This is a genomic window from Pseudonocardia lacus (genome assembly GCF_018531445.1).
Lineage (GTDB): Bacteria > Actinomycetota > Actinomycetes > Mycobacteriales > Pseudonocardiaceae > Pseudonocardia > Pseudonocardia lacus.
The window spans coordinates 42263-66828 of record NZ_JAHDTH010000015.1 but is presented as its reverse complement, the minus strand read 5'-3'; the positions used below and the strand labels follow the sequence as shown (position 1 = coordinate 66828).

17 protein-coding genes are annotated in these 24566 nt (G+C 73.9%); 9 read left to right on the top strand and 8 right to left on the bottom strand.

Annotated features, from left to right (window positions below; all coding sequences use genetic code 11):
- The coding region (locus KIK08_RS05715) for a hypothetical protein (protein ID WP_214401929.1) at nucleotides 1-1693 on the top strand (1693 nt) is incomplete at its 5' end.
- 11 nt (nucleotides 1694-1704) lie between these two features.
- Here the strand turns inward: KIK08_RS05715 and KIK08_RS05710 are convergent.
- Nucleotides 1705-3072 (bottom strand): aldehyde dehydrogenase family protein, encoded by a 1368-nt coding sequence (locus KIK08_RS05710; RefSeq protein ID WP_308257420.1) that lies wholly within the window; start codon nucleotides 3070-3072, stop codon nucleotides 1705-1707.
- Nucleotides 3073-3328: 256 nt separating this feature from the next.
- On the opposite strand from KIK08_RS05710, the gene KIK08_RS05705 reads away from it, so the two are divergent.
- The 5 genes from KIK08_RS05705 to KIK08_RS05685 all read left to right on the top strand — a co-directional run bounded on the left by KIK08_RS05705 (nucleotide 3329) and on the right by KIK08_RS05685 (nucleotide 10004).
- A complete protein-coding gene (locus tag KIK08_RS05705; RefSeq protein WP_214401928.1) occupies nucleotides 3329-4705 on the top strand; it encodes a hemolysin family protein in 1377 nt (458 codons plus the stop codon).
- The gene (locus KIK08_RS05700; protein WP_308257419.1) at nucleotides 4702-5736 is read left to right on the top strand and encodes a hemolysin family protein; all 1035 of its coding nucleotides are present in this window, start codon (nucleotides 4702-4704) and stop codon (nucleotides 5734-5736) included. Before KIK08_RS05705 ends, KIK08_RS05700 begins: the two co-directional genes overlap by 4 nt.
- Before the next feature lie 396 nt (nucleotides 5737-6132).
- The gene (locus KIK08_RS39575) at nucleotides 6133-6555 is read left to right on the top strand and encodes a TIGR03668 family PPOX class F420-dependent oxidoreductase (RefSeq protein ID WP_308257418.1); all 423 of its coding nucleotides are present in this window, start codon (nucleotides 6133-6135) and stop codon (nucleotides 6553-6555) included.
- A 43-nt stretch (nucleotides 6556-6598) separates the two neighbouring features.
- Nucleotides 6599-8248: a RecQ family ATP-dependent DNA helicase gene (locus KIK08_RS05690; RefSeq protein WP_214401926.1), complete on the top strand. Its 1650-nt coding sequence runs from the start codon at nucleotides 6599-6601 to the stop codon at nucleotides 8246-8248.
- A 64-nt stretch (nucleotides 8249-8312) separates the two neighbouring features.
- The gene (locus tag KIK08_RS05685) at nucleotides 8313-10004 is read left to right on the top strand and encodes a RecQ family ATP-dependent DNA helicase (RefSeq protein WP_214401937.1); all 1692 of its coding nucleotides are present in this window, start codon (nucleotides 8313-8315) and stop codon (nucleotides 10002-10004) included.
- Nucleotides 10005-10093: 89 nt separating this feature from the next.
- On the opposite strand, the gene KIK08_RS05680 is transcribed toward KIK08_RS05685, so the two are convergent.
- Nucleotides 10094-11008 (bottom strand): LysR family transcriptional regulator, encoded by a 915-nt coding sequence (locus KIK08_RS05680; RefSeq protein WP_250556363.1) that lies wholly within the window; start codon nucleotides 11006-11008, stop codon nucleotides 10094-10096.
- Between the two features lie 68 nt (nucleotides 11009-11076).
- On the opposite strand from KIK08_RS05680, the gene KIK08_RS05675 reads away from it, so the two are divergent.
- Nucleotides 11077-12069 (top strand): EamA family transporter, encoded by a 993-nt coding sequence (locus KIK08_RS05675; protein WP_308257417.1) that lies wholly within the window; start codon nucleotides 11077-11079, stop codon nucleotides 12067-12069.
- Here the strand turns inward: KIK08_RS05675 and KIK08_RS05670 are convergent.
- Complete coding sequence (locus KIK08_RS05670) at nucleotides 12066-13820, bottom strand: sulfatase-like hydrolase/transferase (protein WP_250556362.1); 1755 nt, start codon at nucleotides 13818-13820, stop codon at nucleotides 12066-12068. The genes KIK08_RS05675 and KIK08_RS05670 overlap by 4 nt on opposite strands.
- Before the next feature lie 98 nt (nucleotides 13821-13918).
- Complete coding sequence (locus KIK08_RS05665; RefSeq protein ID WP_214401925.1) at nucleotides 13919-16324, bottom strand: phosphotransferase; 2406 nt, start codon at nucleotides 16322-16324, stop codon at nucleotides 13919-13921.
- A 453-nt stretch (nucleotides 16325-16777) separates the two neighbouring features.
- Here KIK08_RS05665 and KIK08_RS05660 point away from each other — a divergent pair, with 453 nt between their 5' ends.
- On the top strand, nucleotides 16778-17821 hold the full coding sequence (locus KIK08_RS05660; RefSeq protein ID WP_214401924.1) for an FAD-dependent oxidoreductase: 1044 nt from the start codon (nucleotides 16778-16780) through the stop codon (nucleotides 17819-17821).
- Nucleotides 17822-17828: 7 nt separating this feature from the next.
- Here KIK08_RS05660 and KIK08_RS05655 read toward each other — a convergent pair whose 3' ends face one another.
- A complete protein-coding gene (locus tag KIK08_RS05655; protein WP_214401923.1) occupies nucleotides 17829-18212 on the bottom strand; it encodes a hypothetical protein in 384 nt (127 codons plus the stop codon).
- A 180-nt stretch (nucleotides 18213-18392) separates the two neighbouring features.
- Nucleotides 18393-19727, bottom strand: coding sequence for a ferredoxin reductase family protein (locus tag KIK08_RS05650; RefSeq protein WP_214401922.1), 1335 nt, complete (start codon nucleotides 19725-19727; stop codon nucleotides 18393-18395).
- A 429-nt stretch (nucleotides 19728-20156) separates the two neighbouring features.
- On the opposite strand from KIK08_RS05650, the gene KIK08_RS41545 reads away from it, so the two are divergent.
- Nucleotides 20157-21299: a right-handed parallel beta-helix repeat-containing protein gene (locus KIK08_RS41545; protein WP_214401921.1), complete on the top strand. Its 1143-nt coding sequence runs from the start codon at nucleotides 20157-20159 to the stop codon at nucleotides 21297-21299.
- A 149-nt stretch (nucleotides 21300-21448) separates the two neighbouring features.
- On the opposite strand, the gene KIK08_RS05640 is transcribed toward KIK08_RS41545, so the two are convergent.
- Together KIK08_RS05640 and KIK08_RS05635 are read right to left on the bottom strand one after the other, a co-directional pair.
- On the bottom strand, nucleotides 21449-22879 hold the full coding sequence (locus KIK08_RS05640; protein ID WP_214401920.1) for an Nramp family divalent metal transporter: 1431 nt from the start codon (nucleotides 22877-22879) through the stop codon (nucleotides 21449-21451).
- 146 nt (nucleotides 22880-23025) lie between these two features.
- A complete protein-coding gene (locus KIK08_RS05635) occupies nucleotides 23026-24564 on the bottom strand; it encodes an amidase (protein WP_214401919.1) in 1539 nt (512 codons plus the stop codon).
- Nucleotides 24565-24566 lie beyond the last annotated feature (2 nt).

Here is a 24566-nt window from a genome sequence, read left to right as displayed (position 1 = left end):
CGCCGACGCGCCGGTCGACGGGCCCGCGCTGCGCGCCGCGGTCGCGGAGCGGGAGGCGGCCATCGAGGCGATCCCCACCGACCGGTGGGTCGCGGACCAGCTCCCGCGCCGGGCCCTGCTGCTGGAGCTGCTGCGGGAGGACGCCGACGCGCTCGACGCCGAGGGCGGGGACCGGTCGGGCGCAGTCGACCGGCTGGCCGAGCTGGACCGGCACATCGCGACGGCGCGGGCGGCCGGCCGTGGCGCGGCCTGGCGCGGCGGCACCTCGCGCGCCCACCGCCTGCTCCACCTGGCCACGACGACGCTGACCGTCGGCCTGCTCTGGTTCAGCACCTACGAGATGGCCCAGCTGGGGGCGTCCGAGCACCTCGCCCACCTGGTGCCGCTGGGCGCGCTGGCCGTCGTCGCGATGAACGGGGCGGCCGCCGGCTACGCGGCGCTGGGCCCGCTGTGGGAGAAGCTGTCGGTGCGGTTGCTCAGCGTGGTCGTGCTCGCCGGGACGTCGCTCGCCTTCGCCGTGTTCGCCGCGTCCGGCCACTGGGTGCCCGGGTACTACCTGGCCGCGGCGCTGGCCGGGGTGTCGGCCAGCGGCAACGTCCCGGTGTTCGGCGCGGCGCAGCGCTGGGTGCGGCGGACCACCGCGCAGCGCCGGGCCGCGGGGGAGCGGGTCGTGCTCGCCGACGGCCTGTTCGGCCTGGCCGCCCTCGGCATGAACGCCACCCTGTTCGCCCTGCTCAAGCTGACCGGCGTGCTCGACGCGGTGTCGCTCACGCTGGCCACCGGGGTGGTGTCGGGCCTCGCGCTCGTCCTCGCCGCGGCGACCTGGCTGGTCGCCCCCAGCGAGCGGGCGGACCGGGCGCCGCCGCGCACGCTCGCCCAGACCTTCACCGACCCGGTGCGCGTGGTGCGGACGAACCCCTTCGCGCGCGTCGTGACCGCCGTGTACGGCGCGTACTCGTTCACGCTCGGGGCGATCGACTCGGTGTGGCGGGGCTTCTTCGCCGCGGTCGGCGCCTCCGGCGGGCTGACCACCCTGGGCAACGCCGCGTTCCTCGGCGGGGGCGCCGTCACCGCGGCCGTCGTGGTCGCGGCCGACGTGGCCGAGGACCGCCGCACCACCCGGGCCGCCGCGGAGGGGCCCGCCCAGGCGGGCGAACCGCCGCGGTCCGGGATCCTGCAGACCCGGCCCGCCCCGTTCGCGATCGGCACCGCCGCGCTGATGTCGCTCGGCGGAGCCGTGGTCGCGGCCACCCAGCACCTGGCCGGGAACCCGCAGCACGGCACGGTCGTCGCGCTGTGGATGCTGGAGGTGGCCGGCACCGCCATGCTGATGGGCCTCAACGCCGTCATCGACCGCACCGACCGCCTCGACGAGACCGAGCAGGGCGCGGTGCGCTCGGCCGGCGGGCTGGTCAAGGCCACCGCGCAGGCCCTGGGCAGTCTCGTCGGCACCACGGTCTGGGCGGTCAACGGCTGGGACGGCGTGTCGGTCGTCGCGCTGTCCGGCGCGGCGCTGACGCTCGTCGTGGCCGTCCGCCTCCGCCCCGGCACCGCCCGCGACGTCGTCCGGGCGATCCTCGGCACGGCCCGCGACGCGGTCATGACGATCATCGACGCGGCCCGGCGTCATCGGAGGGTGGTCGCCGCGACCGCGCTGGCGCTGGTGCTGCTGCTCCTGGGAGGCGATACCTAGGGGCGCGCGGCTCAGCCGCCCGTGCTGAAGAAGACGTTCTTGACCTCGGTGTAGCTCTCCACCGCGTGCGGCCCGAGCTCGCGCCCGGTGCCGGACTGCTTGAAGCCGCCGAACGGGGTGTGCACGCGCACCGAGCTGTAGGAGTTGACGGCCAGCGCCCCGGCGTCGATCCGGCGGGCCACCCGCAGCGAGCGCTGGGCGTCGCCGGTCCAGACCGAGCCGGACAGGCCGTAGACCGAGTTGTTCGCCCTGGTCACGGCTTCCTCCTCGGTGTCGAACGGCAGCACCGACACGACCGGGCCGAAGATCTCCTCGCGGGCGGCGGGGTGGTCGTCGGAGATGGGGTGCAGCACGGTCGGGGCGAACCAGTAGCCCGGCCCGTCCGGCGCGGAGCCGGTGGTCAGCACCGGGGCGCCGTCGACGTAGCCGCGTACGCGCTCCCGCTGCTTCGCCGAGATGAGCGGCCCCATGTGTGTGGCCTCGTCGAGCGGGTCGCCGACGACGGTCCCGGCGACGACCCCCTCCAGCAGCGCCAGGAACTCCGCCAGCGCCGGGCGCTGCACGAACACCCGCGAGCGCGCGCAGCAGTCCTGGCCGGAGTTGCCGAACACGCCGCCGCGCAGGCCCTCGGCGGCGGCGCGCAGGTCGGCGTCGGCGAAGACGATCGAGGCGGACTTGCCGCCGAGTTCCAGGGTGACGCGGGCGATCTTCTCCGCGGCCCGGCGGGCGATGTCCTTGCCCACCGCGGTCGAGCCGGTGAAGCCGATCTTGCCGATGCCGGGGTGGTCGACCAGTGCGCGCCCGACCGTCGGGCCCTCGCCGTTGACGACGGTGAGCAGCCCGTCGGGCAGCCCGGCCGCGGCGCCGATGCGGGCCAGCGCCCGCGCGGTGAGCGGGGTGAGCTCCGAGGGCTTGAGCACGACGCCGTTGCCGGCGGCGAGCGCGGGCGCCACCTTCCAGCTCTCGATCATCAGCGGGAAGTTCCACGGGGTGATCAGCCCGACCACGCCGATCGGCTCGCGGAAGGTCATGTCGACGCCGCCGGCGACCGGGATGGTCTCGCCGAGCAGCCGCTCCGGCCCGGCGGAGCAGTAGCGGAAGGTGTCGGCCGCGCCCTGCACGCAGAACCGGGCGTCGCCGATCGGCATGCCGACGTTGCGGGCCTCCAGCCGGGCCAGCTCGTCGAGCTCGGCCTCCAGGCCGTCGGCGATGCGGCGCAGGGCCTGCGCGCGGTCGCGCGGCGCGGCCGCGTGCCACTCGCGCTGGGCGGCGCGGGCCCGGGTGACGATCGCGTCCAGCTCGCCGGGGTCGGTGGCCTCGACGCTCTCCAGCACCTGTTCGGTCGCCGGCTCGATGACGTCGATCGTCTGCGCGCTCACCGGCCCACCCTAGGCCCGTCGAGAACGAAGTTGTGGTGATCCACAGGCCCTGTTGATCACGACAACTTCGTTCTCGACGGGGGGACGGGCAATGAGTTGCGTCCGGGAACGGGGTTGTGGTGGGGCCGTCCGTGGTAATGGTAGGAATCGGACAGATCGCTCACCCGGAAGAGGACATGGACGACCCCCCCAGTATCGGCGCGAGCCGCCGGGCCCACCACCGATCCGACGGCTCGCGGCCCCCGGGGGCGCCGCGATGACCGGTACCGTCCTCACGGTCCTGCTCGGCGTGCTCGTCGTCATCGCGATCAGCGCGCTGACCGGGTACTTCGTCGCCCAGGAGTTCGGCTTCATGGCCGTCGACCGCTCGCGCCTGCGGGCCGCGGCGGCCGGCGGCGACGTGGGTGCCCGGCGGGCGCTGGAGGTCACCAAGCGCACGTCGTTCATGCTCTCCGGCGCCCAGCTGGGTATCACCGTCACCGGGCTGGTGGTCGGGTACGTGGCCGAGCCGATGATCGGCGAAGGGGTCGGCGAGCTGCTCGGCGTGGCCGGCGTGCCGACCGGGGTCGGCGTGGTCGTCGGCACCGTCGCGGCGCTGCTGCTCGCGACCGTCGTGCAGATGGTCATGGGGGAGCTGTTCCCCAAGAACCTCGCCATCGCCCGTCCCGACGAGGTCGCCCGGGCGCTGGCCCTGTCCACCCTCATCTACCTCAAGGTGCTCGGCTGGCTGATCCGCGTCTTCGACGCCGCGTCCAACCTGCTGCTGCGGGCCGTGCGGATCGAGCCGGTGCACGACGTCGAGCACGCCGCCACCCCGCGCGACCTCGAGGCGATCATCGACGAGTCGCGCGAGCAGGGTGAGCTGCCGGCGGGGTTGTCGACGCTGCTCGACCGGGTGCTCGACTTCACCGACCGCACCGCGCGCGAGGCGATGATCCCGCGCCCGCGCGTCGACACGGTGGTCGCCGACCTGCCGCTGGCCGACCTGGTGGCGCGGATGGCGCACGGCCACTCCCGCTACCCCGTCACCGGCGACGGCGTCGACGACGTCGTCGGGATCGTGCACCTGCGCGACGTCCTCGCCCTCACCCCGGCCGGGACCCACCGCACCGCGCGTGACGTCATGCGGCCCCCGATGTTCGTGCCGGAGTCGCTGCCGCTGACCGCGCTGCTGGAGCAGCTGCGCGGCTCGGGCGACGAGCTGGCCTGCGTGCTCGACGAGTACGGCGGGCTGGCCGGCGTGATCACCGCCGAGGACGTGGCCGAGGAGCTGGTCGGGGAGATCACCGACGAGCACGACCCGGCCGGTGTCGACACCGGGCCGACGGCGCGCCGCGACGGGTGGCAGGTGGCCGGGGCGATGCACGTCGACGAGGTGGAGCGGGTGATCGACCACGACCTGCCGCACGGCGACTACACGACCATCGGCGGGCTGCTCACCAGCTGCCTCGGTCGGCTGCCCGAGCCGGGCGACACCGTCGAGCTGGCGCTGCGCGGGGCCACCGACGAGCCGGAGCGGGTGCTGGTGCTGACGGTGCGCACGGTGGCCCGCCGTGTCGCCGAGACGATCGAGCTGCGCTGGTCGGACCACGAACCCGCGCGCGGAGGCGGCACCGAAGGGAGTCCGTCGTGAGCGGGATCGGACCGGTCGGCTCGCTCGTGGTCGGGGTCGCCCTCATCGCGCTGAGCGCGTTCTTCGTGGCGATCGAGTTCGCGCTGGTCGCGGCCCGCCGCTACCGGCTGGAGGAGGCCGCGCGGACGAGCGCGTCCGCCCGCGCCGCGCTGCGCAGCTCCCGCGACCTGTCGCTGCTGCTGGCCGGCTCGCAGCTGGGCATCACCCTGTGCACCCTGGGGCTCGGCGCCGTGGCCAAGCCCGCGGTGCACGACCTGTTCCTGCCGTTGTTCGAGGGCTGGGGCCTGCCCGCCGCCACCGCCGACGTGCTCGCGTTCGTGCTGTCGCTGCTGGTGGTGACGTTCCTGCACCTGGTGGTGGGGGAGATGGCGCCCAAGTCGTGGGCCATCGCGCACCCCGAGCGCTCGGCGACGCTGCTGGCCCTGCCGATGCGCGCGTTCATGGTCGTCACGCGGCCGCTGCTGGTGGCGCTCAACGGGATGGCCAACGGCTGCCTGCGGGCCGTCGGCGTGGAGCCGGTGGACGAGGTCGCGGCCGGGCGCAACCCGGAGACGCTGCGCGAGCTGGTCGACCACTCGGCGCGGGCCGGTGCGCTCGACCGCGAGCGCCGCGACCAGCTGCTCGCCGCGCTGGAGCTGGACACCGCCACCCTGCGCACGCTGGTGCGGCCCGCGGCGGAGATCAGCGCGGTCGAGGCCGACGACGCCGTCGACCGGGTGCGGGAGGTCTCCCGGGACAGCGGGCACCTGCGGCTGCTCGTGCGCCGGGCCGGGGAGCCGGTCGGCGTCGTGCACGTCCGCGACACCCTGGCCGCCGAGCCGACGGCGACCGCCGAGCAGCTGATGCGCCCGGCGCCCACCCTGCCCGGCGACGTGCCCGTGCACGACGCGCTGAGCACGCTGCGCCGCGGGCGCGCCCAGTTCGCGCTCGTCGAGGACGGCGACCGGCTGCTGGGAATGGTCACGATGCAGGACCTGCTCGACCGGCTGCTGCCCGACCCCCAATTGCTCGACGACACCGGCGGCCGCTGAGCCGGGGGCTGCGGGAATCGCCGTCGGCGATTCCCGCAGCCCGTTCGCGTCCGGCCGGTGGGCCCGCCGCAACGCGCTGCGTGACCGCGGTTGTGCGGTCCGCTGTCCCGCCGTGGCGGGTTCATGCCAACCGTTGCACCGCCTCCGACCTGCAGCGGAGCGGGTCGCTGCGACGAGCGGCCCGTTGTTGACGCGCGGGCGGGCGTCCGGCGCGGTCGAGCGGTCCGCCCCGTCCGGCGCGGTCGCGTCCGTCGTCCCCGAGCGCGTGTAGCGTCGCTTGCGGAACGGCCCGGTCGCCGCGGGGGAATCGTCGGGGGTCGATTGCGACGGGCCGTTCCGACAAAGTTCCCCGGGCGGATTCCCGTGGGCCGCCGGTCGGTGGGCCACACTGGACGGGTGCCCGACCTCGCCCCGGCCGACCGGCTCGCCCGTTTCACCGCAGCCCCGGCGGCCCGGCTGGCGACGCTGCGCGCCGACGGCACCCCGCGCCTGGTCCCGGTGACGTTCGTGGTCGTCGACGGCCTGGTGTGCTCGGCCGTCGACCAGGTCAAGCCCAAGACCACCACCCGGCTGGCCCGGCTGGCCGACGTCGAGCGCGACCCGCGCGTCGGTCTCGTCGCCGACCACTACGCCGACGACTGGTCGCAGCTGTGGTGGGTGCGGGTGGACGGCACCGCCGCCGTGCACCACGACGGTGGCCTGCGCGACCGCGCGCTGGCCGCGCTGGTCGGCAAGTACCGGCCCTACGCCGCGGCGCCGCCGGCCGGCCCCGTGCTGGTGGTGACGCCGACCCGCTGGACGGGCTGGACGGCCCGCTGACCGCGGCCGGGTTTCCGACCCGGCGCCCCGGGTAGTTGGGCGCGTGTCGAAGCGGAACGACGAGTTGCAGCGGGTGGCCGACCGGACCTTCGGATGGTCCCGGCTGACCGGCGACCAGCGGGCGGCCATGGAGCACGTCGTGGCCGGCCACGACGTGCTCGTCGTGCTGCCCACCGGGGCCGGCAAGAGCGCGATCTACCAGGTCCCCACGGTGCTCACCGAGGGTCCGACGCTGGTCGTGTCGCCGCTGCTGGCCCTGCAGCAGGACCAGGTGGAGTCGATCGAGGACACCCGGGCGCCGGACGCGGTCGCGGTGAACTCGGCCCAGCGCGCGTCCGAGCGGGAAGAGGCCTGGCGCGCGGTGCGCGAGGGCGAGGCCGAGTACCTGTTCCTGGCTCCCGAGCAGCTGGCCAACGAGGAGACCGTCGAGCGGCTGGCCGGCATCGGGATCGGGCTGTTCGTGGTGGACGAGGCGCACTGCGTCTCGGCGTGGGGCCACGACTTCCGGCCCGACTACCTGCGGGTGGGCCACGTCATCGCGCGCCTCGGGCACCCGACGGTGATCGCCTTGACGGCGACCGCCGCGCTGCCCGTGCGCCGCGACATCGTCGAGCGGCTCGGCCTGCGCGAGCACCGCGAGGTGATCGCCAGCTTCGACCGGCCCAACCTGCACCTCACCGTCGTCACCGCCCTCGACGACGACGCGAAGCGCCGCGAGGTCGTCGCCCGCACCCGCGAGCTGGACGCCGACCCGGTCACCCACGGCGGCCTGGTCTACGTGGCCACGCGCAAGGACGCCGAGTCCTACGCCGAGGCGCTGTCCGGCGAGGGGATGCGCGCCGAGGCGTACCACGCCGGCATGCGCAAGGCCGACCGGGAGCGGGTGCACGAACGGTTCCTGGCCGACGACCTGGACGTCGTGGTGGCGACCTCGGCGTTCGGCATGGGCATCGACAAGCCCGACGTCCGCTACGTCCTGCACGCCTCGGCGCCGGAGTCCCTGGACTCCTACTACCAGCAGGTCGGGCGGGCCGGCCGCGACGGCGAACCGGCCGTCGTCGAGCTGCACTACCGCCCGGAGGACCTCAACCTGCAGCGCTTCCTGACCGCCGCGAAGGCACCCGAGGACGCGCTGGCGCAGGTCGCGAAGGCGGTGGAGCGCCACGACGGGCCGGTGAAGCCGGCCGACCTCAAGGCCGAGGTCGACGTCTCCCCGGTCAAGCGGACGCGCGCGGTCAACCTCCTCGAAGAGGCCGGGGCCCTGGCCACCACGGAGAAGGGCCGGCTGGAGTACCTCGACGAGGACACCCGGCCCGCGGAGGCCGTGGAGCGCGCGGTAGAGGTCGCCGAGACCCGCCAGCAGCTGGTCCGCTCGCGGATCGAGATGATGCGCGGCTACGCCGAGACCACCGACTGCCGGCGCCGGTTCCTGCTCGGCTACTTCGGCGAGCCGCTGCCGCGGCGCTGCGGCAACTGCGACACCTGCGACGCCGGCACCGCCGAGGACAGCCTCAGCGAGAGCGAGGAGTTCCCGGTCAGCAGCACCGTCCGGCACGCCGAGTGGGGCCCCGGTGTGGTGGTCTCCTCCGACCAGGACGAGCTGACGGTGCTGTTCGAGGAGGTCGGTTACAAGACCCTCGCGCTGCAGGTGGTCCGGGACCGCGAGCTGCTGCACGTCGTCGGCGCCGGCTGACCGCTGGGCGCACCGGGTTTCCCCGATCGGGCGACCCGGGTAGAGCGCCTGCGTGTGGGAGCGGATGCGGGCGCGGTGGCACGGGCGGAAGCTGCAACGGGTCGCCGATCGGACGTTCGGCTGGTCGCGCCTGCGCGACGAGCAGCGGGCCGCGATGGCGCACGTGGTGGCCGGCCACGACGTGCTCGTCGTGCTGCCCACCGGGTTCGGCAAGAGCGCGATCTACCAGGTCCCTGCCCTGCTGGTCGACGGCCCGACGCTGGTGGTGTCGCCGCTGCTGGCGCTGCAGCGCGACCAGGTGGGGTCGATCGGCGACACCCGGGCGCCGGGCGCGGTGGCGGTGAACTCCGCCCAGCGGCCCGCCGAGCGGGAGGAGGCCTGGCGGGCGGTCCGCGAGGGCGAGGCCGGGTACCTGTTCCTGGCGCCCGAGCAGCTGGCCAATCCGGAGACCGTCGAGCGGCTCGCCGAGCTGCGGATCGGGCTGTTCGTGGTGGACGAGGCGCACTGCGTCTCGGCGTGGGGCCACGACTTCCGCCCCGACTACCTGCGCCTCGGCCAGGTCGTCGAGCGCCTGGGGCACCCGACGGTGGTCGCGATGACGGCGACCGCCGCGCTGCCGGTGCGCCGCGACATCGTGACCCGGCTCGGCCTGCGCGGGCACCGCGAGGTGGTCGGCGGGTTCGACCGGCCCAACCTGCACCTGGGCGTCGTCACCGCGCTGGAGGAGGACGCGAAGCGCCGCGGGGTGCTGGCCAGGGTGCGCGAGCTCGACGCCGGTCCCGGCACCCGCGGCGGCCTGCTCTACGTGGCGACCCGCAAGGACGCCGAGTCCTACGCGGAGGCGCTGGCCGCGCAGGGCCTGCGCGCCGCGGCGTACCACGCGGGGATGGGCAGGGCCGACCGCGAGCGCGTGCACGAGCAGTTCCTGGCCGACGAGCTGGACGTCGTGGTGGCGACGTCGGCGTTCGGCATGGGCATCGACAAGCCCGGCGTGCGCTACGTCGTGCACGCCTCGGTGCCGGAGTCGCTGGACTCCTACTACCAGCAGGTCGGGCGGGCGGGCCGGGACGGCGAGCCGGCCGTCGTCGAGCTGCACTACCGCCCGGAGGACCTCGGCCTGCAGCGCTTCCTGACCGCCGCCAGGGCCCCCGAGGACGCGCTGCGCGAGGTGGCCCGCGCCGTGGCGCGGCACGACGGCCCGATGCTCCCGACCCGGCTGGCCGACGAGGTCGACGCCTCCCCGGCGAGGCGCACGCGCGCGATCAACCTGCTGGAGGAGGCCGGCGTCCTGGTCACGGCCGAGGACGGCGGGCTGGAGTACCTCGACGACCGCACCGCCCCCGAGGACGCCGTGCGCCGGGCCGTCGAGGTCGCCGAGACCCGCCAGCAGCTGGTCCGCTCGCGGATCGAGATGATGCGCGGCTACGCCGAGACCACCGACTGCCGGCGCCGGTTCCTGCTCGGCTACTTCGGCGAGCGGCTCTCCCGGAGCTGCGGCAACTGCGACCGGTGCGACGCCGGCACCGCCACCGAGGCGACGGAGCAGAACGCCGACTTCCCGGTGAACGGCAGCGTCCGCCACGTCGAGTGGGGCCGTGGCGTGGTGGTGTCCTCGGACGCGCAGGAGCTGACGGTGATGTTCGACGAGGTCGGCTACAAGACGCTCTCGGTGCGGGTCGTGCGCGAGCGCGGGCTCCTGGAGGTCGTGCCGGAGAACGGCGAGGAGGACCCCGAACTGGCGGCGGTGCCCGGCTGACGCCCGACCGGCCTGGTCATCGGTGGGTGTGCCCGGGCTCGGGTGATGATCGGGCGCGCGCTCCCGCCGGTCCGCGCTCGCGCGCTCCGCTACGGGACGCCGGTGCCCGACCGGTCGACGAGCAGGCGCAGCAGCAGGGCCAGCGGCGGCCAGTCGGCCCGGCCGCGGCGGTGCACCGCGTACGACCGCAGCACCACCCGCGGGTCGTGCAGCGCGATCAGCCGGACCTCCGGTCGCAGGGGCAGCGCCGCGGGCAGCAGCCCGACCCCGAACCCGCCGGCGATCATGTCCTGGACCAGGTCGAGGTGGTCGATGCGCTGGACGATCCGCGGCTCGAAGCCCGCCATCGAGGCCACGGTCCGCACGGCCCGCTCGTCGGCGGTCCCGCGCGAGTTGACGATCCAGTCGCGGTCCCGCTGGGCGGCGAAGGCGTCCAGCGCCGTGCCGGCCGGCACCTCGTCGGCGGCCGGGACCGCGAGCGACCACGGCGCCGTCCACAGCGGCGTGGCCGCCAGCGACGCGTCGAACGGCGCGGGGGCGAGGTCGTAGTCGTAGACGAGGGCGAGGTCGACGCGGTCGGCGGCGAGCAGGGCGAACGCCTCGTCCGGCTCGTGCTCGTGGAACAGCAGCCGCAGCCCGGGACGGTCGACGGCGAGGTCGAAGGCGATGGGCAGCAGGGTGCGGCGGATGGCGGTCTCGAACGCGGCGACCCGCAGCGTTCCGGTGGGCTCGCAGCTCGGATCGAGGTCGAGCCGGGCCGCCTCCACCGCGGCCTGGATGGTGACGGCGTGCTCGGCCAGCCTGCGCCCGGCCGGGGTGAGCCGCACCCTGCGCCCCACCGGCTCGACGAGCGCGGTGCCGACCTCGCGCGCCAGCACCGCGATCTGCTGGGACACCGTGGAGGTGGTGACGTGCATCTCCTCGGCCACCGCGCGCATGGACCCGAGACGGGCCAGTTCGAGGAGGAACTGCAGGCGGCGGGTCTCCACCACCGAATCGTCCATCTTCGACGAACGGTTTGTCCACGATCAGCGCGTGGACCTGGACGGTTTGTGGGACGTCTACTGGATCGGTGACCCCACCCCCCGCCGCCGGCCGCACCGGCGCCACCCTCGCCGTCGCCGCCATGACCTGCGTGCAGCTGGGCCTGGCCGTGTCGGTCGGGCTGCTCGACCAGCTCGACCCCGACGGCGTGGCCTGGCTCCGGCTGGCCTGGGCGGGCGTGCTGTTCGCGGTCGTCGTGCGCCCCCGCCCGTCGTGGTTCACCCGCTCCGGCTTCCTGGCCTGCGTCGCGCTCGGGATCGTCACCGGCGGGGTGACCATGCTGTTCATGGCCGCCGTCGCGCGGCTGCCGCTGGGCACCGCGAGCGCCCTGGAGTTCCTCGGACCGCTCGCGGTGGCGGTGTTCCGCGGCCGCGGGGGCGCCAGGCGGCTGCTGTGGCCGGCGTTCGCCGCCGTCGGCGTCCTGCTGCTGACCGAGCCCTGGCACGGGGACGTCGACCTGCTCGGCGTCGGGTTCGCGCTCGGCGCCGCGGTCTGCTGGGCCGCCTACATCGTGCTGACCCAGCGGGTCGGCGACGAGGTCACCGGCATCCGAGGGCTGGCGGTGTCGATGCCGGTCGCCGGGCTGCTCGCCACGGCGGTGGCCGGCCCGTCGGTGTTCGGGGAGCTCACCGCCGAGCTGGTGCTGGCCGGGCTCGGGATCGCGGCGCTGCTGCCGGTGATCCCGTTCTGCCTGGAACTGCTGGCGCTGCGGCGGCTGACGGCGGCGGCGTTCGGCACGTTGATGAGCCTGGAGCCGGCGATCGCGCTGGTGATCGGTCTGCTGGTGCTGCACCAGGTGCCCGGCACGGGGGCGGTCGTCGGGCTGGCGTTCGTCGTTGCCGCCGGCGTCGGCGCGGAGCGCACCGGCGCCCGGACACCCGCGCCCGCCCACGTCGCAGAGTCCGCCTACTCCTCGCAGAGGCCGCGGCCCCTGCGACGAGCACACAAACTCTGCGACGACGACCCGCCCGCCGCGCAGGAGCCGCCGGAGGCCCCAAGAAGCCGCCGAAGGCGGCTCTAACCGGGCCCGTACGCCGCCAGGAACCGGTCGCGGAACTCGTCCATCCGCCACACCGGGGAGTCCGGGGCCGGGGCGAGGCCGTCGCGCCAGCCCCAGTCGGCGATGCGGTCCAGAACGGCGGGGTCGCGGGCCAGGATCGTGATGGGCACATCACGGCCGGCGCCTTCGCCGGTGATGTTCGGGGCCGGCTGGTGGTCGCCGAGGACGACCATCACGGTGTTGTCGTCGCCGTAGGTCTCGGCGTAGGAGATCACGGTCTCCATCGTGTACTCCAGCGAGCGGCGGTACTCCGCGCGCACGCGGGACTCGTCGGCCCAGACCTCCTCGTAGGTGAGGCCCTCGGCGATCTGCGGGTTGAAGATCGAGCCGTCGCCGAGTTCGTCCCAGCCGACGGTGCGCGGCAGCGGGGCCCACGGCCAGTGGCTGGAGACGAGGGCGATCTCGGCCATCACCGGCGGGTGGCCGGGGGTGCTGAGCTCGCCTTCGTGCAGCCGCTTCATCGTGAACTGGTCGGGGATGGGGCCCCAGCCGAAGTTGGGGCCGTGGTAGTCGAGGGTGGGCTTGTCGTAGAGGTGCTGGTAGCCGAAGAAGCGGCCCTCCGGCCACTCCTTGGTGATGCCCGGCATCACGCCGACGGTCCGCCAGCCCGCCTTGCCGAACGCCTTGTTCAGGGTGAGGCGGTCGGTCTGCACGACCTGGTTGTAGCGCTGCTGGTCGTTGGTCCACACGCCGGCCATCAGGGCGGCGTGGGCGAGCCAGCTGTTGCCGCCGGACGTCGAGGAGGTCAGGTAGCCGGTGCGGGCGGTGAAGCCGGCCGCGGCGAGGCGCTGGGTGCCCCGGTCGAGCAGCGCGTTCATCTCCGGCGCGTACTCGGGGTTCTCCAGCGCGCTGCGGCCGTAGCTCTCGATGAACGTGAACAGCACGTCCTTGCCGCGCAGCGCGGTGAGGAGCTGGTCGCCGGGGGTGTCGCGGTAGGCGTCGACGGCGATCTCGTCGGCGAAGACGTAGCGGTCGCGGATGCTGCTGACGACCTGGACGCTGCGGTCGGTCAGCATGTCGGCCGCGTTGGCCGAGGCGACCGGGACGCCCGGGACGACCTGCACGCCGAGCAGGGCGCAGACGAGCCACACCGGGGCGGCGACGGCCAGCACCCGCAGCGCGAGCGGCCGGCGCCGGCCGGCGAGCCGGGTCAGCCGGTTGACCGCCAGCGGGAGCAGGACCATCAGCGCGACGGCCAGGGCGATGGCGCCGACCGTGGCGGCGGTCGTGGCGGTCTCGCCGATCGAGTCGCGCAGGACGTTGAGCGCGTCGCCGAGCTGCTTCCAGTCGACCAGCACGTTGAACTCGCGGTCGAGCACGGACAGGAAGCCGAGGTCGAGGATCCGCAGGATGAGCAGCACGGCCAGCACGAATCCCAGCACCGGCGCGAGCACCCGCCGCGCCCGCACGGGCAGCAGGAGCAGCACCGCGAGGCAGACGATGGCCTCGACCGGCAGCCGCAGGAAGGCGCCGACGGTCAGGTCGGCCAGCCGGCCCGGCGCGAGCAGCGCGACCAGCACGAGCAGCGCGGCCAGGGTGGTGAGCAGCCACGCGAGCGCGATCAGCACGGGCCGGCGGGGGCGCTGCGGCTCCACGGCGCCGTCGGTGTCAGCGCCGTCGGTGTCAGCGTCGGTGTCGACGCGGGCGTCGGCGACCGCCGTGTCGTCCCGCTCCGTGGTCGACGACCGGCGGAAGTGGGAGAGCAGCGACAAGACCGGGTCCTTCTGTCCGTGGCACGACCGGGAGGGCGCCGGTGCTGTGGGAGAACATCATGGCAACCCGGTGTGACCGGGCGGCCGGCAGGTCCCGGTCAGAGTGACACGCGGCCGTTCGTCGGCGGCACGAACAGCTGCTGCGGCTGCGGCCGGTGCCGCCGCGCCGGGCGCGACGGCCGCGACAGCAGCTCCGGCGCCCCCTGCACCACCGTGACCAGGTTGCGGCGCACCCACAGCGGGTTGGCCGCGAACTGCGACGACTTCTCGATGTTGTGGGCCACGTGCATGAGCCAGCCCAGGAGCATCACGACCCGGCTGTCGAGCACGTCGCTGCCCAGCATCCGCTGGGTGCGGGCGAAGAGCTGGTGGTCGGCGGGGCGGATGTCGGTGAGCCGGTTGAGCACGGTCGCGCCCAGCTCGGCGCCGTCGGTGACCATGAACGTGGCCACCAGGTGGAAGCCGCTGACGTCCATCAGCGGCATGCCCAGCTCGTCGGCCTGGCACCAGTCGATGACGGCGACGACCTGGCCGGCCGGGTCGGTGAGGACGTTGTCGGGGGTGTAGTCGCCGTGCGCCCACCCGGTGGCCACCACGGCGCCGCGGACGTGGTCGGCGAGCAGGTCGGCCAGGGCGAGCGCGGCCGGCCGGTGGGCCTTGGGCAGCGCCCCGACGACCTCGGCCATCGGCTCGTGGATCCAGCGGACCAGCTGGGCGTCGCCGGCGACCACCGGCGTGGAGGTGAGCCGGTGGAACTCCGAGATCGTGGCGATCGCGCTGGAGCGGAACCGGCGGGTGCGGCTCAGGTCGTAGAGCGCCCCGACGCCGCGCTCGCCCGGCAGCCGGGCCTCCACGATGCAGTAGCTGCCGCCGACGTAGCCGGCGCGCTCGATGGTGGGCACCAGCGACCGCCAGCCGCCGAGGCGGGTGTCGGCGTGCAGGCGGTCGAGCACCTCGGTCTGGCGGAGCAGCTGCGAGCGCCCCGCGACGCTGTCGGCGGCCTTGAGCAGCGCGCCGGTGCCACCGGAGAGGTTCTTGAAGTCGATGACGATGGAGTCGGACTTGCCGGCGATCAGCTCGCCGAGGTCCCACTCCTCCGGGGACGCGGCGTTGTGCTCGTGGGCCAGCGGGCGGACCCGGCGCACCAGCGCCGCGCTGCGCATGGCGTCGATGCGGGTGCTCAGCAGCGGCGGCAGCCACGGCGCGGTGGCGATCAGGATGCCGATGGCCATCAGGGTCTGGGCGACCAGCCAGGACAGGCCGACCGCGGTGATGCCGATGTGCGGCATCAGCAGCCAGGACCCGAGGATGACCGACACCGCGAGCGTGGCCGGCACCCCGAACAGCACGCCCATGCGCTGGCGCACGCGCGCGGCGTTGACCGTCGAGGCGGTGATGACGTTCGGGATCGCCGACAGCGAGGCCAGGATCAGCGCCATCGAGCCGTTGGCCGCGTAGTGGTCGCCGAAGACCATCAGCCACAGCGGCGCGCCGATGGAGACGACCGCGGCGACCGGGACGACCAGCGTCATCGCCCGGCGCACCATGGCCTTGCGGGCCTTCTCCAGGCCGGCCAGGTCGGAGGCGCTGTGCGCCACCATCGACTGGCCCATGCCGGAGGAGACGGTGTAGAGCGCCTGGGAGATCGTCCAGACGATGCCGTAGACGGCCGCGGACTCGGCATCCAGCCGGGCCAGGACGAGCAGCGGTAGGCCGAACAGGGCGCACTGCCACAGCACGGCGCCGGCGTAGTCGGCGCGGATGAACCGGGTGAAGCCACCGAGGGTGATCGGGGTGGCGTCGGAGACGGTGGCCCGGCCGTGCGCCGGCAGCACCTTGAGCAGCAGCCAGACGTTGATCCCCAGCACGATCACGGCGGTCGAGATGACCCAGGAGATCGCGATGCCGCCGTCGACGGCGCCCACGAAGGCCACCAGCAGCAGAGCGATCTTGAGCACCGAGAAGACGGCGTTCTCGGCGGGGACGGCGGTGGCCCTCTTGACCGCGGTGAGCACGAAGTCCTGGATCACGAACAGCGACCAGACGGGCGTTGCGACCAGGAAGAACACGATCAGCCGGCCGTGGCCCCAGCCCTCGACGAGCTGGGGGGCCCACACCCCGGCGCCGAGCGCGAAGACCCCGCCGACGATCGCGGCGAAGATGATGGCGGCGAGGTAGCCGAAGCCGACCAGCCTGCGGGCCGCCAGGCCGGCGACGGGCACGAACCGCAGCAGCGCGTAGGTCATGTTCAGGTGCGCCACGCTGCCGAGCAGCATCATCGTGTTCAGCGCGACCTGGTTGACGCCCAGCACGGCCGGCGGGAAGAGGCGCGCGGCGATGACCCAGTAGAGCAGTCCGACCGCCGAGGTCAGACCGGAGCTCAGCACCAGGGCGAGCCCGTCGCGGTGGGCGGGCGCGAGGCGCCCCCCGGGCCGTCCGCGGGTCTCCGGTCGAGGTGTGGCGCCGGGGGCGGGAACCACGACCTGCCGCTCCGCCGTCGTCATGGCGCCGGACTCTAGCAACCTGCCAGGACCCGCTCGTTCGCCGAGGCTTCACGTCGGGATCGATCACCTGGTTCACCGCAACAGCCGCGGGTGTCCGGTTTCTGTGCGCTCGCACCAATCCGTCGGCCTGCGGAGAGAAACTTTCCGTAGCGGTTGCTGGGCGCTCCGTCATCACTGTTCGTGAGCCACGTTGTAGCCGAATGGGGACCATTAGCGCTAGGGCGATGCCCCGAACGGCTCTCTCGTGTTTCCGGGGCCGGAATCGTCCGCGCCGGTGCCCGCTCGCCCACAATCGATCACAATTCGTGACCGTCGACCGTTCCTGGAGCGCGTAAAGCGGTCTTTGCCGTGGCAGTCGGGCCAGTGATCGTTACAACATGTGGCATGGGTCACATTTTTGTGACGTTCGGTAAGTGGCTGGGCCGTACGGGCCCGCCGTTATCGTCGGTCCCCGTGCGGATCGCCGTGATCGGGGCCGGGGTCGTCGGGCTGGCCACCGCTGCCGAACTGCTGGTCAGGGGCCACGATGTGGGCTGCTACGAGTCGGGGGCGCCGATGGCGGCGCGTTCGGTCGGCGACACCCGCATCTTCCGCCTCGCCCACCAGCGCCCCGAGCTCGTCGAGTGGGCCGCGCGGGCACGGGAGCGGTGGAGCGCATGGGGCGAACGGGCCGGGCGGCCCCTCGTCGGCGACGAGGGCACGGTCGTCAGCGGCGACATCGACGCCTGGGCCGCCGCCATGTCCGCGGCCGGCGCGCCCTTCGAGGTCACCGATGCGCCGCCCGCGCTCCCCGCCGCCGCGGCGGGCGGGCCGTTCCTGCGCGACCCGACCGGCGGGGTCGTCCGGGCCGCCGACACCGGCCGCTTCCTGCTCGACGTGGTCGGCCCCGCGCTGATCGGCGAGACCGTCGAGGAGTTGCGCCCCGTCGGTGGTGTGGTCGAGGTGGCCTCCGCGACGCGAACCGCGACCTTCGACGCCGTGGTGGTCGCCGCCGGCACGGGGACGCCGGCGCTGGCCGCGCAGGTGGGCGTCGCGGTGCCCGACGCGCTGGTCCACCACACCCGCTTCACCTTCGCGCTGCGCGACCCCGGCGCCGTCCCGCCGGCCTGGATCGACCGCTCCGGGAGCTGGCGCCCCGGGTTCGGCAGCTACGGCCACCTCGTCGGGCCGGGCCGCTGGGCGATCGGCGCGCACTCCGACCAGCTCGACGAGAGCTGGGAGTCCGGCCGCGAGGCCGTCGAGCTGCGTTCCCGGGAGCTGGTGACCGCCTACGTCGCCGAGCACGTGACCGGGGCGCTGCCCGAGGTCGTGGAGACCGTCTACTGCGCCTCCCCGCCCGGGCTCGGCGACGGCGTCCGCGCCGCGGTCGCCGGGGCGGTGGTCGTCGTGTGGGGCGACAACCTGTTCAAGTTCGCCCCGGTGCTCGGCCCGGCGCTGGCCGACGCCGCGCTCGACCGGGAGGTGCCGGCGCAGCTGCGCGCCGCCGCGCCCGGCTGACCGCCGGCTAGTGGTCGTCGACCAGCGGGGTGGGCCCGCGGTCGGCGGCCCGCAGCGCGGCCACCGCCTCCGGCACGGTCCGGGCGAACGACAGCGGCCCGATGCCGGCCAGGGCGGACAGGTCGGCCATCCAGCGCGGCGCCCCGACCAGGGCCACCGCCGGGAACCGCGCCGTGGCGTCGTCGACGCAGCGGATCGCGGCGGCCCCGACGAAGACCAGGGTGAGGTCGAGCAGCACGGCGTCGGCGTCGCGTACCGCGGGCCCGGTGATCTGGGTGCGGGCCGCGGCCTCGCTGGCGATGTCGAGGTCGGCGCGCGCCGTCAGCACCACCCCGCGCCGGCCCGGCCCCGGCACGTCGACGACGTCGGCGACGTCGAACACCCCGCTCATGCTGCCCCTTCCGCGTGCACGTCACAGGTCGCTTCCGCGGGGGCCACGGCGGATGGATGACGTCGAGCTTAATGCTCATCGCCGACATCCGCGCGCGCCGTCATCGGCGACGCCGCGCACGATGCGACCGAGCTCGCCCGCCGGCCGCGCCACGCGCCGGACGACCGGGGCGCCGGCGCCCTACCCGAGGCCGAAGCGCTCGGCGTGCACCTGCCGGGCCGGCACCCCCAGCGCCCGCACGCTCTTCAGCACCGCCTCGGTCATGGCCGGCGGGCCGCAGACGAAGACCTCGCGCTCGACGATGTCGGGCACCAGGGCCAGCAGGTTGCCCGGGTCGAACGGCGAGTTGCCCGGGACCGTCCGGCCCGTCAGCACGTGGAGCTGGGCGCCGCGGGACCGGGCCAGCTCCTGGATCTCGCCGAGCAGCACCGCGTCGGTGGTGGAGCGCGCCCGGTAGAGCACCACGGTGGGGCCGGTGCCCTCCTCCAGCAGCGCGCGGACCGGCGTCACGCCCACACCGCCGGCGATCAGCAGCGCGCCGGGGCGGACGCGGTGCATCCCGGTGAACGCGCCGTAGGGGCCCTCGATGAACACCCGGGAGCCGACCGGGACGTTCCGCAGCCCGGCGCTGGTCTTGCCCGCGGCCTTCGCGGTCAGCCGCAGGGAGCGCCCGTCGGGGGCGGCGGACAGCGAGAACGGGTTGGCCTGCCACCACGGGTTGTGGCCGACGAAGCGCCAGATCATGAACTGCCCGGCCCTGGCCGGCAGCCGGTGCAGGTCGCGGCCGGTGATGTGGACGGAGACGACGTCGTCGGACTCCGGCACGACCGCCGCCACCCGGTACCGGTGGCGGAGGTTGCGCCAGACCGGCACCCCGATCCGCCCGACGAGCAGCGCGAGGATCACCAGCGCCCACAGCGTCCACCAGTAGCCCGCGGCGATCGGCGAGCCCGGGAACGTGGTGCCCTCCAGGAGCTGGTGGGTCACGCCGAGGGCGATCGTGATGTAGAGCAGGAAGTGCACGGCGTGCCACGCCTCGTAGGACATGCGCCGCCGCGCGTAGCGGACCGAGGTCGCGGCCACCACGACGATGATCGTCGCGGCGACCATGCCGAACAGCGAGGCGGGCACCGCGGCCAGGCTCAGCCAGGTGGCCAGCGGCGTCATCGAGTACAGCGCCCCGTAGCCGGCGATGATGAACGACGCGTGCAGCAGCACCGTCCAGAACAGGCCGAAGCCGACCCAGCGGTGCCACGCGGTGAGCCGGTCCATGCCGACGCGCCGGTCCAGCCACGGCAGCCGGGCGATCAGCACCAGCTGCACCATCAGGATCAGCCCGGCGTGCAGCCCGAAGAACTTCGCGATCGTCAGGATGCCGTTCTTGCCGGTGCCGTAGGCGACGAACAGGACCTCGACGAGCAGCAGGTTGGCGAGCACGAACCCGCCCAGCACCAGGCGGGCGGTCTGGGCGGGGGTCGTCGCGACGCGGGGGACCGGAGGGCTCGTCGCCGTCATCGGGTGCTCCTGTTCTTCGGCGGCGGACACCGGTGGGCCGGCGGGGCAGCGGGAGCGTACGGCACCCCGGGTGACCGGACGATCATCTCGCGCGAGCGGTCGGGGGAAATCCCGCAGGGCCGACGACCAGCGGTGATGATCCGATCGACGGAGAGTTGCTAACGCGGGGGTCACCCGGTCGATACGTAGACGGCTTCTCGATCGGTCTGTCGGGGACGACGCGGAGCCCGTGCACGGCGAGCCCGCGCGCGGTCGGTCGCGCACCGGTCGGGCGGGACGCCGCGGCGGGTTCGCGTCCCCGCCCGGCGCAACCCCGGTCGGGGCCAGACCCACGCTCCTCCGGTCGGCGCTCCCCAGCGTCCCCGGCCCGTGCCCGCACGGCGCCGGTCCCGGCCGCGGGCGCGCGACCGACCGACAGGAGTACCGAACGTGCCAAGCCTCGTTGCGCTCGCCACCGCCGCCGTAGCGGCGGCGCTCTCCTTCTCCCCGGCGCAGCCGCCTCCGGGGCCGGTGCCGCCGGTGCCGCTGGACGGCCCGCAGAAGCTGTCCGTGGCGGAGCGGACCGTGCCGTGCCGCAACAGCCTGCGCGACGCCGACTCGATCAACCGCCGGATCGCCCAGAGCCAGCCCGGCGACGAGATCATCTTCGACGGCACCTGCCTGATCAACAAGACGATCAAGCTGATCGGCGGGCGCACCTACCGCGGCGGCTCGCGCACCGGCACCGTCATCAAGCAGGCCGACGGGGCCAACCTCGACGCGATCTTCGCCAGCGACGGCTACCTGGACAACACCACGACCACGGGCCTGCCGTTCGCGCTGCGGACGCTGACCGTCGACGGCAACGTCGAGAACAACCCGAACGCCAAGGACTCGATCGTCATCCGCTCCTGGCAGACCCAGGTCGAGGACATCGAGATCAACGGCAGCAAGCGCCACGGCGTGCGGGTCACCAGCCTGTCGCAGAACGGCACCCGCATCACCAACACCCAGGTCAACGGCCGCATCGCCAGCATGCAGATCAACGACTCCGGCGGCAGCGGGCTGTACGTGGAGGACCCGGGCAACAGCGTCACCGACTGGCAGTTCGCCGACAACTACGTCGCCGGCACCGGCGGCTACGGCGTCTCGCTCGACAACGCGGCCGGCTGGATGATCACCGGCAACCACATCTACGGCGTCGACGGCAACTACGGCCTGCGCGCCAACCGCATCTACGGCACCGGCATCAGCGACAACTACATCGAGGACTTCGGCACCGTCGGGCTCATCGCCCGCGTCCAGGGCGACGCGGCCAGCACCATCTCCAACAACCGCATCTTCAAGTTCAACGACGGCGACGGCACGTTCCTGCGCGTCGAGGGCAACTACGGCGACGGCAAGGTCGCGGTGACCGGCAACGCCATCCGCGGCAACGGCGGCGGGGTCGGGCTGGACTACATCAAGGGCAACGCGAACAGCCTGGAGGTCGTCTCGGCCGGCAACCTGGTCACCGAGGTGGCGATCCCGATCCAGGTCGGCCCGGGCGTCGTCGTCAGCTCGGGGCAGTTCGCCGCGCTCGGCGGCATCTGAGCGGCGCGCCCGTCACCCGGTCGGGTCGGGCGCACGCGCGCGCCCGGCCCGACCGGCCGGTCAGATGATCCCGACCAGCCACATCAGCCCGATGAGGACCAGCCAGATCGTCATGGCCGTGAGCACCCGCAGCCACAGCTGCCGCACCGTCAACCGGTGAGCCCCAACTCGTCGAGGACGAGCAGCACCGACAGGAAGCCGAAGAACAGGAACGACAGCCCCAGCACGGCCAGCCGGAACCCGCGGACCTTCAGCTCCGCCGGCAGCGCCCGCCGGTTCAGCAGGATCAGCAGCCCGGAGTAGATGAACATCTGCACGCCCGCGATCGAGGACGCGATCACCACGAGCAGGAACGGCCGGTCGACGCCCACCAGCAGGATCGTCGAGCCCACCGCGATCATGAGCCAGACGGTCGCGGCGTAGATCCGGCTCTCGGTCCAGACCGCGCTGTCCCGCAGGGCGTTGATCTTGAACTGGTCGGCGATCAGGCGGCTGGTGTAGTCGAGGATGCCGAGGTTGGTGGTGAAGAGCGCGATGGTGACGGCGATCCAGAACGCGGTGCCGAACCACGGCGCCACGGTCTCGGACAGGACCTCGCCCTCCAGCCGCAGGAAGGCGAGGTCGCGCTCCTGCACCTGGCCGACGCCGAGCGTGGAGTGCGCCAGCACCGCCAGCACCACCAGCGACGCGACGCCGATGAGGAAGAAGGTGATGAACTGCTCCCAGTTCGCCACCTTCCACCAGCCCCGCCAGCGCCGCATGTTCTCGGCGTCGGTCGGGAACATGAAGCCCAGCGAGGGCCTGGCCTCCTCGTGGCCGGTGATCGGGGAGACGATCCGGGGCATGTGCCGGCCCATCCCCATGCCCTTGTCGCGGATGTAGTTGCTCTGCACCAGGTTGTTCGCCCCGCCGGCGCCGGCGAAGGCCAGCGCCCCGAGCAGCAGGGCGATGGTCAGGTCCGACTGCCCGACGGGGAAGCCGACGCCGTCGGTGACCAGCGCGCCCCACGACGCCCCGGCGGTGGCGGTCGGGATGGCGACCAGCACGAACAGCATGATCAGCACCACCAGGACGCCCTGGATCTTCTCCACGGCCTGGTACACCACCGGCGACAGGGTCAACGTGAGGCCGATGGCGATCAGCGCCGCGATGGTGATCGGGACGATCGGCGCGTCATCGCCGAGCCCGAACACGAACGTCGCGGTGGTGGCCGCGCCGGTGGCCCAGCCGGGCCAGAGGTTCTGCAGCAGCGCGAAGACCACGAACAGCCACCACCACGGCTTCCAGAACCGGGTGAAACCGGTGATGGCGGACTCACCGGTGGCCAGCGTGTAGCGCTCGATCTCCATGTTGAGCACGAACTGGATGCCGAAACCCACCACGGCGGCCCACATGAAGATGAAGCCGACCTGCGAGGTGATGTAGGGCCAGAGGATCACCTCGCCGGAGCCGATGGCCGTGGCCAGGATGATGACGCTCGCCCCGGCGACCTTGCGCAGGGGAACCGGTTCTGGCAGGTCGCGGAAGTCGACCGGCGGTAGGTACTTGCTCGGAAGGGTGGTCTGGGTCTTCTCGGCCACCGCGCCTCCTAGCGCGTCCGGGGACGCCACCGACTGCCCCCGCGGAGCCGGACCGGCGTCCCGTGCGCACGGAGTGTCCCAGATCACGCCGGCCCGTCACGAGGGCTCCGGGCGAGCAGATCTTGCGCATCCGCACGTATGTGCGGTCAGGCGGTGCTCGCCGCCGCCGGTCGCGGCGCCGGGAACCCGCCCACCGCCTGCTCGAACGCGTGCGCCACGCGCAGCACGGTGGCGTCGTCGAACCGCCGCCCGACGATCATCAGCCCGGCCGGCAGGCCGCCGACCAGGCCCGCCGGCACCGTGCACGCAGGGTGGCCGCTGACGTCGAACGGCGCGCAGTTGCCGATCATCGACAGCGCCGTCGGCAGGTACTGCTCCAGCGGGGCGTCCAGCCCCACCAGCGGCTGGGCCACGAACGGCAGCGTCGGCATCACCAGCACGTCGTGGGTGGCCAGTGCGTCGTCGTAGGCCCGGCGCAGCTCCAGCGCGAGGTTGCGGGCCATCGCGTAGTACCGCCCGCCGCCCAGCTCGAACGTGTACCGGCCGGACAGCCCGACCAGCTTCACCGTCTTGGACAGCTGCGCCCCGTGCGTCGCCCGGCCCCTGGCGAAGTGCGCGATCAGCTCCGGGTCGTAGAGGCCCTGCCAGTTCATGCCGTAGCCGTTGCCGTCGAGCATCTGCAGGGCGGCGCCCTCGGTGGCGATCACGTTCCAGACGGCCATCGCGTCGGCGTGCCAGGGGACCGACACGTCCTGCGCGACCAGTCCGGCCCCGCGCAGCACGTCGACCGCCGCGTGGACGGCGTCGTCGACGCCGGGCTCGGACACCGGCGTGCCGAACCCCTCCGCGACCACGCCGACCCGCAGCCCCGCGACCGGTCCCTGCAGCGCGGCCAGGTAGTCGACCGGTTCCAGCGCCGTCGGCTGGCGGGGGTCGAACCCGTCGACACCGGCCAGCACGCCCAGCATCAGCGCGGCGTCGGCGACCGTGCGGGTCATCGGGCCGAGGTGGTCGATCGTCTGCTCGATCGGGAACGCCCCGGTGTAGGGCACGAGGCCGTGCGTGGGCTTGTGCCCGACGGTCCCGCTGAACGCGCTCGGGATGCGCACCGAGCCGCCCTGGTCGCCGCCCAGGGCCAGGTCGACCTCCCCGGTGGCCACCAGCACCGCGCTGCCGCTCGACGAGCCGCCCGCGTTGCGCGTCGGGTCCCACGGGTTGCGCACCGGGCCCGGGTGCGAGGTGAAGCTGCCCCCGGAGAAGCACAGGTCCTCGCACACGGCCTTGCCGGCGATCGTCGCGCCCGCCTCCAGCAGCCGGGTGACGACGGTGGCGTCGCGGGAGGGCACGAAGCCCTCCACCGTCCGCGAGCCGTTCATCATCGGCACCCCGGCCACCGCGACGTTGTCCTTGATCGCGACCGTGCGGCCGGCGAGCGGGCCCGCGGCCGCGCCCTCGATCGACGTCGTGACGTACCAGGCGCCGAGCGGGTTGTCGGCGGGCTCCGACCACGCCCGCTCCGGCGGCTGCGGGGCGCCGGCCGCGTACAGCTCCGCGACCCGTTCGGAGGAGGCGAACGTCGAGGCGACGGCCGGGCCGAACACCTCCAGCTCCTCGGGGGTGAGGCCGAACGAGTAGTGCTCGCTCAACGCGGCGAGGCGGGCGGCATCGGGGGGCGGGATCGGCACGG

Excerpts from the sequence above, each read along its gene's own strand:
- KIK08_RS05705 (WP_214401928.1), top strand. The coding sequence starts at position 3,329 with ATGACCGGTACCGTCCTCACGGTCCTGCTCGGCGTGCTCGTCGTCATC.
- KIK08_RS05685 (WP_214401937.1), top strand. The coding sequence starts at position 8,313 with ATGCGGGCGCGGTGGCACGGGCGGAAGCTGCAACGGGTCGCCGATCGG.
- KIK08_RS05680 (WP_250556363.1), bottom strand. The coding sequence starts at position 11,008 with ATGGACGATTCGGTGGTGGAGACCCGCCGCCTGCAGTTCCTCCTCGAA.
- KIK08_RS05665 (WP_214401925.1), bottom strand. The coding sequence starts at position 16,324 with ATGACGACGGCGGAGCGGCAGGTCGTGGTTCCCGCCCCCGGCGCCACA.
- KIK08_RS05655 (WP_214401923.1), bottom strand. The coding sequence starts at position 18,212 with ATGAGCGGGGTGTTCGACGTCGCCGACGTCGTCGACGTGCCGGGGCCG.
- KIK08_RS05650 (WP_214401922.1), bottom strand. The coding sequence starts at position 19,727 with ATGACGGCGACGAGCCCTCCGGTCCCCCGCGTCGCGACGACCCCCGCC.